Below are 14,924 nucleotides of genomic sequence, written 5' to 3'. Positions count from 1 at the left end.
ACCTTTGCTCTAAGGTCAATTGTTTGTAATGTTTCATCAAAACGAATATAAATATTGAGCCTAAAACAGATGGGGCTAGCCCCATCTGTTTTAAATATTCGTGTTGCACTTATGACTTGAACTTAGAAAACCTCTAATCGATAATTAATAGGATCGGTAGTTTTCTTACTCTTTAAATGCGTCGATCAATACCGTTTCTGAGTTAATAGTATGCAATTTTAAAAAGTAACTTTATATTTCAATTAATAAACAAGATATAATGAGCTATTTAGATATTAAATCAAAAGATATTGAACCTATTGTCAAAGAACTAAACATATTATTGGCAGATTATAATTTGTACTATCAAAACTTAAGAGGCTATCATTGGAACGTGCTTGGTAAAAACTTTTTTGACCTGCACATTAAATTTGAAGAGCTATATACCGATGCAAGAATAAAAATTGATGAAATTGCTGAGCGAATATTGACCCTAAGACATCACCCAACAAGTGAATTTTCTAAGTACTTTGATATCTCATCAATTAAGGAGACCTCTTCCCTTATTTCTGACAAACAAATGGTGGATAATATTCTTAACCAACATGAGGTTCTTTTAAAACAAATGACCAAAGTGGTTAAAAAAGCTGAAGAAGCTGGCGATGAAGGAACTATAGATATGATTGGAGCTTACATTGGAGAAATCGAAAAAGTTAGCTGGATGTTGGATGCCTGGACAAAAGACTCTCGAGACCAATTATAATTTGTAATATATACCTTTATAAACACCCCTTTTAAGAGGGGTGTTTTTTTGTGTTTACCCTTATTTTTATGCTTCTCAACTAGCTTAAAATTGTAACTTTTTTTTCTTTTTTTTCTTTTTTTGACCGATATTTACTGTCTAACGACTAATCTACATGAACGTAATTGAAGTGCACGCCACAAGCCTAAAAGACACCATGCAGCAAATGCAACGGGTTTTAGGCGGAGAGATTAAGGAGCGTTGGGGCGAATACACATTCACTGTAAATAACGAAAATGCCACAGGAAATATTCGGTTTGTAACTTTTGAATGGGGTGTGGGGCTTTTAGAATATGATATAATATTTCATCAAGATACTGTGCTCGTTACAGACACTACTGAATACAACCCAATTCATTTCATTTATTGCTTAGAAGGTTCTTGTAGTCATAGATTTGGAAAAAATGGCAAGAATGATATGAAACAATTAGAGCGGTTTCAGTCTGTTATAATTACCAATAAAGAGGGTGGTCAAAACTATAGTTATTTTCCAAAGGGCATTAAATTGGTTATTAATATCGTTCAACTTACCCGTAAGAAGTATTTAAAAAAGAGGCTGAACGGTGTTGAATCATTAAACAAGAAATTACATGAGGTATTTATGGATACAGATCATGAAAATAGATTTTCATACTTTGGATCATACAACCTTAAACTGGCTAATAAAATAACTGCATTGCGTAAAATTCCTGCTAAAAATGGAATGATTCGTATTATGCAAATGGAGGGAATGGTGTATGAGATATTAGCGATGCATATCACCCAACATGAAAAAGACAGTAAAAACACACTCCCTAGAACAAGTCTTCTCAAGAGAGAATTGAAAATTGTCAGGAACCTTGCTAGAACAATTGTTTCTGATTTTTCAATAAATTATTCGGTTGAAGGATTATCTCAAGAATCTGGACTTTCGCAAGCAAAATTACAGGAAGGCTTTAAATTATTGTATGCGCGAACCGTAACGGAATATATTAGACACATACGACTAGAAGCTGCCAGAGATTTCATTAATACAACAGATATGAATATATCTCAAGTGGTGTACACCATTGGCTTTAGCAGTAGAAGTTATTTTTCTAAAATCTTTAAGGCAAAATACGGTATTAGCCCCAGCGAGTTTCAGCATAATGTGAGGGGTAGAGGAATATCTATAGATATAGCATAGTATTACTTAACTACTTTTCTCATTAAATAGAGCAATCCGAATTTTTTTGCTGCAGAAAGTGCGGTGGAAATCCAATTATACGGACTCAAATCATCTTGAACATCTTGTTTTAGCCCTTTAATTTCCTCCAAAGCAATTTGACGCTCTAATTTCAAGCGTTTCAAATTGAATTCTATTTCGTCAAAATTTTTATACATGTGATTACCTTAGTTAAAGAATTTGACTGATAATTTCTTTATCAGCATATTATCAATTTTCTTTCTGAATACGTAAGCAATGATTAAAAAAATGATAAAAGTTGCACTTGTAATTAAACATGCAGCGGCCATACTCTTTAGTATCGTACCCAGAAAAATAATACCGGCTACAGATAAAAATATAAGTGCCAAAAAACCTAGACCACCAATGACTGCTATTTTAAGCAGCATACCAGTGGTCATTGTTAATTGTTGAAACACTTTAAGCCTATAATACTCTTGCGTTTTCTTATAGTAAATCTCGCCTACGTCAATAGCTTTGTTTGACGTTTCGTTAAGTGAATCAATAATTCCCATTTATGATGTTTTCTGCATTTTCTTATTTTTAGACTTTAACTCGGCCAATTTAGCCTCTAGAGTTGAAATCACATCTTCAGTTTTGTAGCTCAAATCAGAAACTAACGATTCAACTCGCGTATCTAATGTTTGTCTTTCATCATAAACTTTAGAAGCTACTTTATTTTTAATATCCACAGCGCTTTCAGCAAAATTATCTCTAGTAGCAGCTGCTTGATCTGCAATTAATTTTCTAGTGTTTTCACCTTTGTCAGGAGCATAAAGAATTCCTAAAGCAGCTCCGATAGCAGACCCTGCAATAATGGCCAGTAATGTATTTCCGTTGTTATTCATGTTATTAATAGTTTATTTAGACTTTAATTTTAAAATAGTCGATGACTTATTTCATCCTATACAAAGGACGTTCTTTTTTAAGCATTCCTTTAACTCAAAACCCCGAAATATTAACGGTAACCATAGCCTAAAAGGGTTAAGAATTAAGCCGAAAGCATTAAACGGTCATACTGGTAAGCTATAAATTTGTTGCCATGAAAGATATTCAGTAATAACAGATGGAGCATTCTTTATCAGTGAAATGATAAAATCTGATTCAAGACTACCCTTTGATGGCACTAAAGCATCAGGCTAGGGCAGAGAATTATTTAGAGAAGGCATATTAGAATTTGTCAATAAGAAAGCAGTGTATATTAAGAAATAAAACTCATGAAACAAGGACCAGAAGAAACACAGTTTGTAAAAGAATCTGAGGAAGAAACAAGAGAATTCATTCTTCAAAAGAATAAAAAAACAAAATTAGGAGTGACAATACTTGTCGTGTTTCTAGTCTTCCTAATTATAGGTGTAATCATTTCAAACGTGTTTTTTAATAATTAAGCTACATATATCTAAAGAGTTTTAATCTATGACCATTCAACCCTATTTTTATCCATGGGCAAATATATATTTTGCGAAGACTATCAGTTTATTAGTTCTTTTATTGTTGATTTCTTCTTGCGCCACGTTTAAGGAGCAAAGCATTGTCAATGCTGAAAATGAGAATTCTAATAATGAAATTACCTATTCATTTTACATTGCCGGAGGATTGGGAAATACTTCATCCCCATCAAACAATTCTCTTTTAGTTAGATTTAAAAAAGAATTAGATAATGCATCTAAAAATAGCATGCTTATTTTCACAGGGGATAATATTTCTCCAACTTCCGAAAATTGGAACGTAGACAGTCTTCTTATTCAACAGCAGCTGAACCTCTCCGCTAATTTTAATGGGGAAACAGTATTCTTGCCTGGTAATAATGAGTGGAAAAGTTTTCAACTCAATAAAATTGAAAAGGTTGAAGATTACCTAAAAGACCTGGATAGAAAAAATACCGAAGTAGCTCCAGATAACGGTTGCCCAATTGATTATAGGGTTATCAATGACGATTTAGATTTAATTTTGGTAGACTCTAAATGGTTTATATCAAATTGGTCTCGAATTGAAGGCATTAATAGTAAATGTAGCGACATTATCACCCGTAGGCGTTTCATGGAAGAGCTAGAAGGTTATATTGGTGACGGCCAAGGGAAAAACATTGTTATTGCCATGCACCACCCAGTATTCACTAATGGTATATATGCCGGTAAGACAACCGTTCAAGATCATTTAAAGCCATTTCCTGTTTTAGGCACCGTTAAAAATACAGTAATGGATTTAGGTGCTTTTAATCCAGAACATGTAAATTCTAGAAGATATAACTACCTGCGCATTGCTGTTAGCGCATTGGCACAAGCTAATGACCGAATTACCTTAATTTCTGGTCACGAAGAGAGTCTTCAATTGCTTGAAGGTGGAGACATACACCAAATCATCAGTGGGTCTCTAGGTGCTAAAAGCGCTACCAAATTAGGCCCTGGCAAAATTAGCGCCATTGGTGGGTCTTTAAATTTTGAAGGGGAATATGCCTTTGGTGATCGTGGGTTTGCCCGTTTAGATTACTATGATGATGGCAGTTCTAAAGTCACCTTTGTTTCAGAAGACGATTTATCTTCTAGTACAACTTTTCCTGTATTACCGAAACTAGAACCGAAAAAAGAGTTTTCCAATTTTACAGCAAGTACGAACAAAATCGAAAAAGTGAAAATTCTTGACGACCCTAACGCTTATAAGAAAGGAAGCTTTTATGAGTTCTTATGGGGTAAACGCTACCGCTCATACTATGGTCAGCCGGTTGATGCAACGGTAGTTATGCTAGATACACTTTATGGCGGACTAAAGGTTATTAAAGAAGGTGGTGGTCACCAATCTTTTTCTTTACGCCTAGAGGATGCCAATGGCAAGCAATACGCTATGCGATCTTTACGTAAAAGCGCACTTAAGTTTCTAAAGTTCAAATTACCAGGTATCGCATATAACACTACAGATTATCAAGATACTTGGGCTGAAAAAGTGATATCAGATTTTTTCTCTACCGCTCATCCTTATATGCAAATGGTGGTAGACCCATTGGCAGAGTCTGCAGAAATTAATCATTCTGATACCGAATTGTTTTATGTGCCAAAACAGGAGATCTTAAAGGAATTCAATGATGATTATGGTGATGAACTTTACTTTATAGAACGAAGACCTTCCGAAGAACAAGCAAATTATAAAGGCTATAGAAGAACGATTGACCAGAATTCTGGTAAAGTGACGGACTATGAAAGCACGACCGATATGCTTGAAAAAATTAAGAGTGATGAATCTTATTCGGTTGATGAAAAAAGCTTGATAAGAGCTCGAATTTTTGATATGCTTATTGGCGATTGGGATCGGCACCAAGATCAATGGAGGTGGATTGAGTACGAAAGTCCCGATGGTGAAAAAGAATTTATGCCGGTACCAAGAGATCGTGATAACGTGTTTCCTAGATTCGATGGTAAAGTGATACCGTTCATACAATGGTTCGTTCCTAACGCCAGGAATTGGGAAACCTATGATGGTGATGTAGACAATGTAAAATGGCTTAATCTTTCAGGTAATAAGTTGGATCGTACTTTACTTACTTCTTACGGGCCTGAAGTCTGGGTAGAGGAAGCTAACGCTATTCAACAAGGCATTACTCCAACTATAATTGAGAAAGCATTTAAACGCCTACCTTTTGCCGTACAGGACGAAACATCAGAATTCATTAAAGAGAGCTTGATACAACGTCTTAAAACTTTGCCCCAGGTTGCTAAGAAATATGCAGAATACCTGAATAAAATTGTTGCCATTAAAGGAACTGAAAAAGACGATATTTTCACTATTACCAGAATGGGTAATGGTGAAACGAAAGTGACTGTGACGCGAAATTTATCGGATAAAAAAAATGAGCTAATGTATTCCAGAGCTTTCAACGATAGCCTTACGAAAGAACTATGGATATATGGACTTGGTGATGATGATGTTTTTGTGGTTGAAGGAAAGGCAAACCCGAATACAAAACTAAAAATTATAGGCGGCTATGGTGAAGACACCTATGATATTGAAGACAGAAAGAAAATACGCATATATGATTGGGAACATGAGAAAATCAATTTTGAAGAATTAAAGCCTATAACGCATCTCACCAATAACTACAAAACGAATACGTACCATTTCAGATACTTCACCCCCAACACAAATATATTAGTGCCAACTGCTGGTTTTAGAACAGATGACGGCTCATTTTTAGGAGCCTCAAATACTTATACGAAGAATGGAATTAATGGTAATTCGTTTAAACAGAAACACAGTATGAGTGCTAACTACTTTTTCAATTTTGAAGCTGCAGAAATAGCGTATTCAGGTAAATATGGAAGTGTTTTTCCCGGTTGGAATTTTGAAATGGATGCCTACTTTACCAATGATCGCTACGTAAGTAACTTTTTTGGATATGGGAATGAATCCATAAATAATGAAGATAATGAAGGAAGGGATTTTTACAGGGCTAGAATTCAAAAGTTCAAAGCAAGTGTAGGTCTCGCATACTACAGCCTACGCATAAAAACACTTTTTGAATCTTTTAAGGTAGCCGACAATCCGCAGCGCTTTTTTAATCCAAGTAATTTAAGTAATACCGTTTTTGATAACCAAACTTATGGTGGTTTAGAATTAACAGGGGAATATGACCGTAATGATGCCGGAGATTTTCCATCCAAAGCTATTTACTTTGGGTTTGCGGCGGGATATAAAACGAACCTAAGTCTCAATTCGAATAAATTTGGATATGCTTCCTTAAAGGTTGGTTTTGACCACAAATTGGAATCCTCAGGTTCTTTGGTTTATAGTACCATGGCAGAATATAAGGGATTATTTGACTATAATACAGTATTCTTTTACCATACTCCTGCTCTAGGTGGTGGCAATGGTCTACGAGGATTTAGAGATGAACGATTTACCGGGAAGTCTTATTTTTATCAATCATCAGATTTAAAATTAAAGCTCAAACGTTATGTTACTGCAGTTTCGCCGGTTACTATCGGTATGTATGGCGGCTTTGACTATGGTAGGGTATGGCAGCCTAATGAAAATTCTAATGTATGGCATACATCTCAGGGTGGTGGCTTCTGGATTAGTAGTTTAAAGGCATTAACATTTAATATAGGATATTTCAACTCTAAGGAAAGTAACCTGATTCAGGTAGGTTTTGGTCTATCTATCTAACAAAAGGAGTTTTAATTCCTTAATTTCATGAGTGTTACTCTTTAAAAATAAAGTATGTCAACAATAATAATTAAAGCAGAAGAATTCGCCACGAATAAACTGTCCTCTAATTCTAGTCCAAATTACCTGTATCATAATCTAAGGCACACACAACGTGTGGTAGAAAGTACCAAAGAACTGATCCAGAGTGAACAAGTAAATGAAAAAAAAACAGAGCAACTATTGGTAGCGGCATGGTTTCATGACCTAGGTTACACTGTTTCATATAACAATCATGAAGAACGTAGTTGTGATTTAGCCAAAGCGTTCTTAGGTGAAAATGACTGCTCTTCAGGTTTTATGGATAGTGTTTGTAATTTAATTATGGCAACTGCAGAAGGCTATGAGCCTAAAAATAAACTAGAAGAAATAATATGCGATGCAAACTCATCATATTTTGCCGTCAAAAGTTTTAGGGAAACTTCAGAATTGTTGCGTGAAGAACTTGCTTCTCTTGGGTTTCAAAATTATTCTACTGCAGACTGGAGACAAGAAAATATACGCCTGCTACGAACCAAACATCGCTTTTATACCGATTATGCGCTAGCAAACTGGCAAGAAGGTAAGGACAAGAATATTAAGAAGCTCATAAAGGCGAAAAAGAAAAATAACAAACTTGTTAAGAAAGAAAGTCTAAAGGCCAAGTTCAAAGGTGAACTCCCAGACAGGGGCATCCAGACTTTATACAGAGTAACTTTACGAAATCACCTAAAATTGAGCGATATAGCAGATACAAAAGCCAATATACTATTATCGGTAAATGCAATTATCATTTCTATGGCGCTGTCTAACCTAATACCCAAGTTAGACAATCCATCAAACGATTATCTTATCTATCCAACGTTCGTTTTTATTATTTTCAGTATTGTATCTATGGTGATGTCAGTTTTGGCCACCAAACCCAATGTTACCTCAGGGCAGTTCACTGAAGAAGAAGTAAAGTCAAAAAAGGTAAACCTTCTTTTCTTTGGCAATTTTCATAAAATGGAATTAGCACAGTACGAGTGGGCAATGGCCCAACTTATTAAGGATAAGGATTATATTTATAGCTCTTTAACTAAAGACCTTTATTTTCTTGGAATTGTTCTCGAGAGAAAATACAGAATATTACGATGGACGTATACTATATTTATGATTGGTATGGTGCTTTCGGTTATCGCGTTTGGTATCGCCTTTAAATTTTATGGCCCCGAACGCATGTTAGAATTACCAGTTATGCAACCTTAACTGTGCATGGTTGTATGCTTTAGGTCTCTACGATTATTCAATATCAACTTAAAGAAACTGGTCTAATCATTGCCATACCAATACCGCCTCATTTGCTAATAATTGCTCTAAATTAAATTCTTTATGTCTTGCGCCTTTATCAGAGGCATAAAACATAGTAGAATAGACGAATCCATATTCTTTAGCCTGTAGCGCAGAGGCACCATAATAAATTTTTTGAAATTTCGCCCAATAACTTGCCCCTAAACACATCATACAAGGCTCACAACTTGTATAAAGTATACACTCTTTTAGCGTAGTGGATTTCAATCTCCTACATGCCGCTTGAATTACCAAAAGCTCTGCATGCTGGGTACAATCGGTTAAGGATTTTACTTTATTAAACCCTTCGGAAATGATTTCACCGTCTTTTACGATTACAGCCCCAAATGACCCTCCATCATTTTCTCTTCCCAATTTGGACAAATAAATTGCCCTTCTCATAAAATGTAAGTGATTTGCACTCATTTAGAATAAATTGAACAGCTACCATAAACGGGAGCGAATTATATTATCGCTCTAGGGCCAAAAAGACAAAGCAGAGCAGCACACCAATTACTGCAATTATGATGGTAAATTTTATAGCTTTCACGATTGATGATTCGCTTTTATTACCTGGTTTAATTTTGGTCTTAAATGGTGCCATGTTGGTTATTGATAAGTACGAATGGTAATATATAGTAGCTATTATACGTAATAAATAATTTTTTTTTAGCCAGTATTAAATATACGCTAACATATTGATTAAATGTAGGATAAGTCCTGTTATTTGAGTTATAATAAATAGTTAAATCAGTTTTTTATTAAAATTATTCTTTGGATCGGAACATACAAGGTGTACATAATGCTCATTCACCTCTTGAGATTTTGTACTAACAAAATACTAAAATTTTAAGCGCCAAAACCTTTCTCATTTACGATAAAACAATCATGGTGCTGAACTAAGGTTTGTTTGTATCGACCATCTCAATGCTAGTTATTTCTTCTTCACTTACGCTTCCTAATTGATTATAATATATTCTCATTGAAAATAGAAGAAAATTTGAATATACGTTTTGATGCGCCCACTACTTATCTTTTAAAATAGAACATGGCTTTGTGTATGTTGGCTTTTCTGAATAGCTTTGGCGCAACTCAAAGATTATGGCGACCCCAAATAAATTAGTACTGGCTTTTCAGCAGTTTGATGCCGCTAACAAACAAGACCCTTATACCGAAATTTTTGAGGGTAAAACATACCCCAAAGAAGTGCTTTATAGCATTCGTATGACAGAATGTTTGAATGAATTTCACCCTACAGCATCCGAAATATTACGTATCACTGTGCGTTGTCAACATATCTGTAGGTGGGAAATTGCTAGGGCATCTTATGATATGAATCGTGAGGGATACTTACGATGGAGACAAGATTTGAAAACATTCCATGCCAAGAAAGCATCGCTTATTTTACAAGATGTCGGTTACAGCCAAGATACTATAGACAACGTTTGCTTCCTGCTTGAAAAAAAACAACTCAAGAAAAACGAAGAAACACAGTGCTTAGAAGATGTTATCTGTTTGGTTTTTTTACAGTACTATTTTGAGTCTTTTGCCCTAAAACATCCTGAAGATAAAACCATTGGTATTCTTCAAAAAACCTGGCGAAAAATGTCTGTAAAAGGTCAAGAAGCAGCATTAAAATTACCGCTTTCTAAATACGCACTAAATTTAGTTACTAAGGCTCTTGCGTAGTACTAAAGCATTATCATAGCTTAAATATATATACATGGAACGGAATGAGCTTTACCCAGTTTTTTTAAAAGTATCTAACCTACAAATAGTAATAATTGGAGGCGGTAATGTAGCCTTAGAAAAATTGACCTTTTTACTTAAATCAAGCCCGAATGCTCAGGTAGAAATGGTCTCGCCCATGTTTAGGGAGGATACTATTGCATTGGCCAATAAATTCAATATAAAAATGAATTTGGCTTCATATGATAAGTCTTTCATAAACGGAAAACATATGGCTATTGCAACGACCGATAATGTTCCTGTAAATGAGCAAGTATATCATGATTGTAGAGAACAACAGATTCTGGTTAATGTTGCTGATAATCCTCCTTTTTGTGATTTCTATATGGGCGGTATCGTGACAAAGGGTAATGTGAAAGTGGCTATTTCCACTAATGGAAAGTCACCAACAACGGCTAAACGACTACGACAATTTTTTGAGGATGTACTGCCTGAAAATATCGATGATCTTGTAAAAAACCTCAACGAATATCGAAAGTCCATAAAGGGCGATTTCGAGGAAAAGGTTGAAACACTTAATGAGTTTACCAAAGGGTTGGTCAGTAAAAAAAAGAAGGACTAATATTTTACAATCCCAAATGTATGCCTTTATGGTTCTTTAGAATTTCTTTAGATATGCAACGTATATTTATACCTTAACCTTGGGCCATGAAAATTCTAATAGTAGAAGACGAAGATGCCTTGCTATATGCCATCGCCAATTACTTGGAAAAAGATGGGAATGTATGTGAAACAGCTTCCAGCTATGAGCAAGCTTTGTATAAAATAGACCTATACGAATATGACCTATTAGTATTGGATATTAATTTAATAACTGGCAGCGGTCTAGATATTCTCAAGCTACTAAAGAAGAATAAAAAAGAATCGGCTACCATCATTATTTCTGCCAATAACTCCTTAGAGGATAAGTTGAGAGGACTTGATTTAGGGGCAGACGACTACCTGACCAAACCTTTCCATTTAGCCGAATTGAACTCCCGAATAAAGGCAGTGCTAAGAAGGGGAAAGTTTGGTGGCACAGAACGATTGGAGTTTAATGAAATTTCAATCGATACCAGATCCCGAACCTCTTATATCGACGAAAAACCGATGGCGCTTACGCGTAAAGAATATGATTTGCTGTTGTTTTTTATTACCAATAAGGGAAGGGTCCTTTCCAAAGAAATAATTGCCGAACATTTATGGGGAGATCATAGCGATTTGGCTAATAATTACGATTTTATCTACGTTCATATTAACAACCTACGTAAAAAAATGACCGATGCCGGAGCAAAATACATTAAGACCGCTTATGGTAGTGGTGATAAATTTATGGAAGGTTAATCAATGACAGCGCATACTAAAAAGATACGATTACTACGAAAGACGTCTAAAACATTTCTTTGGATTAGTCTTGTGTTAATGGTATTCAGTACAATTGGACTTTATTTTTACGTACAGAATCTTTTACAAAGAGAGGTAGAAGAGGAGCTACGTTCTACGGAAGCACGAATTAAAAATTCAATTTCTGAAAACAGTACTATGTACCAACTCCCTCCTATGGTTGAGGTCGAAACTGTTTCTCAATTAGAGGTTGTACATTTAAAGGATACCTTGATTTTTGACCCTTCCCAAAATGAAATAGAAGAGTTTCGAGAGCTAACTTCTTTCTCTATTATTAATAACCAAAAGTACCGGATAACCGTTCGCGCACTTATTGTAGAATCAGAAGATATCTTGATTGCCGTTGTCGTTTCTTATCTCATCGTCATTTTACTCGTGTTCATCTTTCTGTTCTATTTGAATAAATCTAGAACGCGAAAACTATGGCATCCATTTTTTAAGAATTTGGAGCAAATGAAGCTATTTTCATTGACTTCTGAAAACACTATTTCACTGGTAGATAGTGATATTTTAGAATTTTCTGAACTCAATACCGAAATTACCACGTTGACCGATAAAGTTCGTTCTGATTATAAAACCCTGAAACAATTTACAGAAGATGTTTCTCATGAACTCCAAACCCCTTTAGCTATTATACAGGCAAAGGTAGATACGATTATTAACGGTGAGAAGCTCAATAATCTACAATTCGAACAATTATCCTCCATTCAAAATGATATTCATCGACTCAAACAATTAAACAAAAAACTTGGACTACTTTCCAAAATTGAAAACAAGCAATTCGAAAACGTAACGCCTTGTAACTTGAACAAAGTTCTTGAAAAACGAATTGAAAATCTCTCTGAACTTTATCCTTCAGAAATACAATTGAAAAGTAAAGAGGAGGTTATTCTTTTGATGGATGAAAATCTAGCAGTAGTACTTTGCGAGAATTTATTATCTAACGCCATAAAATATGCCTTGCCAAATACCCCAATAGAGGTAGTTCTAGAAAAAGGATTTCTAACTGTGAAAAATAAAGGTGCCCGAGCCATTCTGAAACCTGACCAATTATTCCATCGGTTTTATAAAGAATCGGACGAAGTGAAATCTACCGTACTAGGGTTGGCAATCGTGAAAAAAATATGTGACCGCTATGGGTTCAAACCTTCCTATAGTTATGACGCTAATGAACATCATTTCAAGATTTTCTTTCAAGAAAATTAACGTTCTTAAAGTTGTCTTTAGATTCTTGCAGTATCCTTGTTGTTTAAAGTTGATTTCATGAAAAATATTATCATTGCGTTTCTAAGCCTTTATTCTGTAGCTTAAGCTTTTTCCCAAAGCTCGGTAAGAGTAACAGGGCAATTGAATGATGCAATTACCCAAGAAAATTCACCTTTTGCCAATGTTACCGTCCAAAATTCTGAAACCCAAGATATGGTGACTGGCGCTATAACCGATGATAATGGTCGGTTTGAAATCTTAGGACTTACTACAGGAAAATACATGTTAGTATTTTTATTTATCGGATATGAATCTGTAGAAAAGCCATTTATTGCAGGCGGATTAAATAACGATTATGACCTTGGAAAAATATTACTACAACCCAGTGCAGAACAACTAAACGAAGTGCAAGTAGTTGGACAAGAAGCCACCATCAATAGCGACCTCAACAAAAAATCTTTCAATCTTGATAATAATATCGCGCAAGCCGGTGGTTCTGTTTTAGATGCCATGAAAACAATGCCAGGAGTCACCTTTGATCAAGACGGAAAAGTAGTTTTACGAGGTAGCGATAAAGTGGTCGTACTGATTGATGGGAAACAAAGTAGCTTAACCGGTTTTGGTAACCAAAAGGGATTAGCAAACATTCCTGCATCCAACATTGAGAAAATTGAGATTATTAATAATCCATCGGCAAAGTATGACGCCAACGGCTTTGCAGGAATCGTAAATATTATCTACAAAAAAGAGAGACAAAAGGGCCTAAATGGTGATGTGGGGCTATCCTTCGGATTAGGTGCACTCGGTAAACGAAGACCCGACACGCCTACTGATCTTGGTAGCTTTTCTGTAAACCCTAAATTGATTCCTAGCATCAATCTTAATTATAGAAAAGGGAAACTTAATTACTTCTTGCAATCAGAATTTATACTTCAAGAAGCGCTGCCGAATAATGAATTTACGACTAGAAATTATGATGATGGTCGAAATGTTATTTCTGAAGTGCCAGAAAACCGAAAGCAATTCCGTTCGATTATTAATGGCGGAATTGATTATAATCTAGACGACAAGAACAGCTTTACATTTTCTGGACTTTATGACCGTGAACGGCATATCGATACTTCTCAAGTCGCATTTATTGATTTGAATACCAATAGCAGAAACCGATTTTATAATTGGGAAGAAGAGGAAGTAACCCGTTATGTCAATACCGCAGTTAACTATCGGCATTCATTCAAGCAAACTGGACATACTTTGAGCGCCAACGCACAATATACCCAAGGTCTAGAAGACGAAACCTATTCATTAAACGATAGCTCTTCAGTTCGCATTGGTAGGGACAAGACTACTATTAAGGCAATAGAAAATACCACAAGTGTATCTAGTGATTATGTAAAGCCTCTTAGTAATGGAAGAGTTGAACTAGGGGCGAAACTGCGTATTCGAAGACTGCCTGTAGATTATACGATTACTCCAGGTAATCAATCTATAATTTATCCCGGGCTTGGTTCATTTTCCGATTGGGGAGAAAATTTATATGCCGGGTATGTAAATTACTTATTGGAAAAAGAATTTTATGATGTTGAAGCAGGCCTACGAGCAGAACAGACAAACGTATTTTATGACTTAGACCCTGCGAATACCTATTATCCTAATAATGATAAATACGATTATTTTGAGTTGTTCCCTAGTGTGCGATTCACCTATAAATTAAACGAGTATAACAAAATATCTGCTTTTTATAATCGACGTATCGATAGGCCAGGTGAACCAGAATTACGGGTATTCCCAAAATATGACGACCCAGAGCTTTTAAAGGTTGGCAACCCTTATTTACGCCCTCAATTTACCGATGCCTTTGAAGTGGCTCACAAATACTCATGGGATTCTGGCTCCTTATTTTCCGCCGTGTACCATAGAATCATACAGGATCAATACATGCGTATTTTCAGTATTGATGATTCGAATCCTAATTATGATATTGTAAATAGAATCTACCAAAATACAGGTAGTGCTACCAATACCGGTTTAGAATTATTAGTAAGTCAAGACATAACCCAAAATTGGAGCCTCTCCAGTACTATTAACTGGTACTAA

14 protein-coding genes and 1 pseudogene are annotated in these 14,924 nt (G+C 35.4%); 11 read left to right on the top strand and 4 right to left on the bottom strand.

The features are described from left to right. Positions 1 to 259: 259 nt before the first annotated feature. Both ES765_RS14910 and ES765_RS14905 read left to right on the top strand, forming a co-directional pair. Positions 260 to 742 (top strand): Dps family protein, encoded by a 483-nt coding sequence (locus ES765_RS14910; protein ID WP_138115107.1) that lies wholly within the window; start codon positions 260 to 262, stop codon positions 740 to 742. A gap of 154 nt (positions 743 to 896) precedes the next feature. Further along, positions 897 to 1,946, top strand: a complete 1,050-nt coding sequence (locus ES765_RS14905) for a helix-turn-helix domain-containing protein (protein WP_138115106.1) — start codon at positions 897 to 899, stop codon at positions 1,944 to 1,946. Between the two features lie 2 nt (positions 1,947 to 1,948). Here ES765_RS14905 and ES765_RS14900 read toward each other — a convergent pair whose 3' ends face one another. Genes ES765_RS14900 through ES765_RS14890 form a run of 3 tightly spaced genes read right to left on the bottom strand, consistent with a single transcriptional unit; the run spans position 1,949 to position 2,833 of the window. Further along, entirely contained in the window at positions 1,949 to 2,143 is a 195-nt protein-coding gene (locus tag ES765_RS14900) for a hypothetical protein (RefSeq protein ID WP_138115105.1), read from the bottom strand. 9 nt (positions 2,144 to 2,152) lie between these two features. Then, positions 2,153 to 2,500, bottom strand: coding sequence for a phage holin family protein (locus tag ES765_RS14895; RefSeq protein WP_138115104.1), 348 nt, complete (start codon positions 2,498 to 2,500; stop codon positions 2,153 to 2,155). Further along, positions 2,501 to 2,833: a YtxH domain-containing protein gene (locus tag ES765_RS14890; protein WP_138115103.1), complete on the bottom strand. Its 333-nt coding sequence runs from the start codon at positions 2,831 to 2,833 to the stop codon at positions 2,501 to 2,503. Between the two features lie 211 nt (positions 2,834 to 3,044). On the opposite strand from ES765_RS14890, the pseudogene ES765_RS22375 reads away from it, so the two are divergent. The 4 genes and pseudogenes from ES765_RS22375 to ES765_RS14875 all read left to right on the top strand — a co-directional run. Continuing rightward, a pseudogene (locus tag ES765_RS22375) lies at positions 3,045 to 3,197 on the top strand (NAD-dependent succinate-semialdehyde dehydrogenase); the annotation flags it as partial. A gap of 5 nt (positions 3,198 to 3,202) precedes the next feature. Continuing rightward, a complete protein-coding gene (locus tag ES765_RS21800) occupies positions 3,203 to 3,373 on the top strand; it encodes a hypothetical protein (RefSeq protein WP_171017314.1) in 171 nt (56 codons plus the stop codon). 28 nt (positions 3,374 to 3,401) lie between these two features. Further along, complete coding sequence (locus ES765_RS14880) at positions 3,402 to 7,142, top strand: metallophosphoesterase (protein ID WP_249356478.1); 3,741 nt, start codon at positions 3,402 to 3,404, stop codon at positions 7,140 to 7,142. A 54-nt stretch (positions 7,143 to 7,196) separates the two neighbouring features. Further along, positions 7,197 to 8,408 (top strand): Pycsar system effector family protein, encoded by a 1,212-nt coding sequence (locus ES765_RS14875; protein ID WP_138115102.1) that lies wholly within the window; start codon positions 7,197 to 7,199, stop codon positions 8,406 to 8,408. Positions 8,409 to 8,474: 66 nt separating this feature from the next. Here the strand turns inward: ES765_RS14875 and ES765_RS14870 are convergent, their stop codons facing one another. Then, positions 8,475 to 8,915 carry a nucleoside deaminase gene (locus ES765_RS14870; protein ID WP_249356476.1) on the bottom strand — a complete coding sequence of 147 codons (441 nt, stop codon included), beginning with the start codon at positions 8,913 to 8,915 and terminating at the stop codon, positions 8,475 to 8,477. 675 nt (positions 8,916 to 9,590) lie between these two features. Here ES765_RS14870 and ES765_RS14865 point away from each other — a divergent pair. The 5 genes from ES765_RS14865 to ES765_RS14845 all read left to right on the top strand — a co-directional run bounded on the left by ES765_RS14865 (position 9,591) and on the right by ES765_RS14845 (position 14,924). Then, complete coding sequence (locus ES765_RS14865) at positions 9,591 to 10,178, top strand: DUF4202 domain-containing protein (protein ID WP_138115101.1); 588 nt, start codon at positions 9,591 to 9,593, stop codon at positions 10,176 to 10,178. 34 nt (positions 10,179 to 10,212) lie between these two features. Continuing rightward, a complete protein-coding gene (locus ES765_RS14860) occupies positions 10,213 to 10,800 on the top strand; it encodes a bifunctional precorrin-2 dehydrogenase/sirohydrochlorin ferrochelatase (protein ID WP_138115100.1) in 588 nt (195 codons plus the stop codon). A gap of 86 nt (positions 10,801 to 10,886) precedes the next feature. Continuing rightward, positions 10,887 to 11,561, top strand: a complete 675-nt coding sequence (locus tag ES765_RS14855; protein WP_138115099.1) for a response regulator transcription factor — start codon at positions 10,887 to 10,889, stop codon at positions 11,559 to 11,561. 3 nt (positions 11,562 to 11,564) lie between these two features. After that, the gene (locus ES765_RS14850) at positions 11,565 to 12,827 is read left to right on the top strand and encodes a sensor histidine kinase (RefSeq protein ID WP_138115098.1); all 1,263 of its coding nucleotides are present in this window, start codon (positions 11,565 to 11,567) and stop codon (positions 12,825 to 12,827) included. Between the two features lie 141 nt (positions 12,828 to 12,968). Continuing rightward, a complete protein-coding gene (locus ES765_RS14845) occupies positions 12,969 to 14,924 on the top strand; it encodes a TonB-dependent receptor domain-containing protein (RefSeq protein ID WP_249356474.1) in 1,956 nt (651 codons plus the stop codon).

The sequence above is a fragment of the Maribacter sp. ACAM166 genome (assembly GCF_005771495.1).
Taxonomy (GTDB): Bacteria; Bacteroidota; Bacteroidia; order Flavobacteriales; family Flavobacteriaceae; genus Maribacter.
This window is presented reverse-complemented; position numbering and strand designations above follow the sequence as displayed.

Coding starts and splice junctions, on each gene's coding strand:
- ES765_RS14910 (WP_138115107.1), top strand. CDS start 260: ATGAGCTATTTAGATATTAAATCAAAAGATATTGAACCTATTGTCAAA.
- ES765_RS14905 (WP_138115106.1), top strand. CDS start 897: ATGAACGTAATTGAAGTGCACGCCACAAGCCTAAAAGACACCATGCAG.
- ES765_RS14900 (WP_138115105.1), bottom strand. CDS start 2,143: ATGTATAAAAATTTTGACGAAATAGAATTCAATTTGAAACGCTTGAAA.
- ES765_RS14895 (WP_138115104.1), bottom strand. CDS start 2,500: ATGGGAATTATTGATTCACTTAACGAAACGTCAAACAAAGCTATTGAC.
- ES765_RS14890 (WP_138115103.1), bottom strand. CDS start 2,833: ATGAATAACAACGGAAATACATTACTGGCCATTATTGCAGGGTCTGCT.
- ES765_RS21800 (WP_171017314.1), top strand. CDS start 3,203: ATGAAACAAGGACCAGAAGAAACACAGTTTGTAAAAGAATCTGAGGAA.
- ES765_RS14880 (WP_249356478.1), top strand. CDS start 3,402: ATGACCATTCAACCCTATTTTTATCCATGGGCAAATATATATTTTGCG.
- ES765_RS14875 (WP_138115102.1), top strand. CDS start 7,197: ATGTCAACAATAATAATTAAAGCAGAAGAATTCGCCACGAATAAACTG.
- ES765_RS14870 (WP_249356476.1), bottom strand. CDS start 8,915: ATGAGTGCAAATCACTTACATTTTATGAGAAGGGCAATTTATTTGTCC.
- ES765_RS14865 (WP_138115101.1), top strand. CDS start 9,591: ATGGCGACCCCAAATAAATTAGTACTGGCTTTTCAGCAGTTTGATGCC.
- ES765_RS14860 (WP_138115100.1), top strand. CDS start 10,213: ATGGAACGGAATGAGCTTTACCCAGTTTTTTTAAAAGTATCTAACCTA.
- ES765_RS14855 (WP_138115099.1), top strand. CDS start 10,887: ATGAAAATTCTAATAGTAGAAGACGAAGATGCCTTGCTATATGCCATC.
- ES765_RS14850 (WP_138115098.1), top strand. CDS start 11,565: ATGACAGCGCATACTAAAAAGATACGATTACTACGAAAGACGTCTAAA.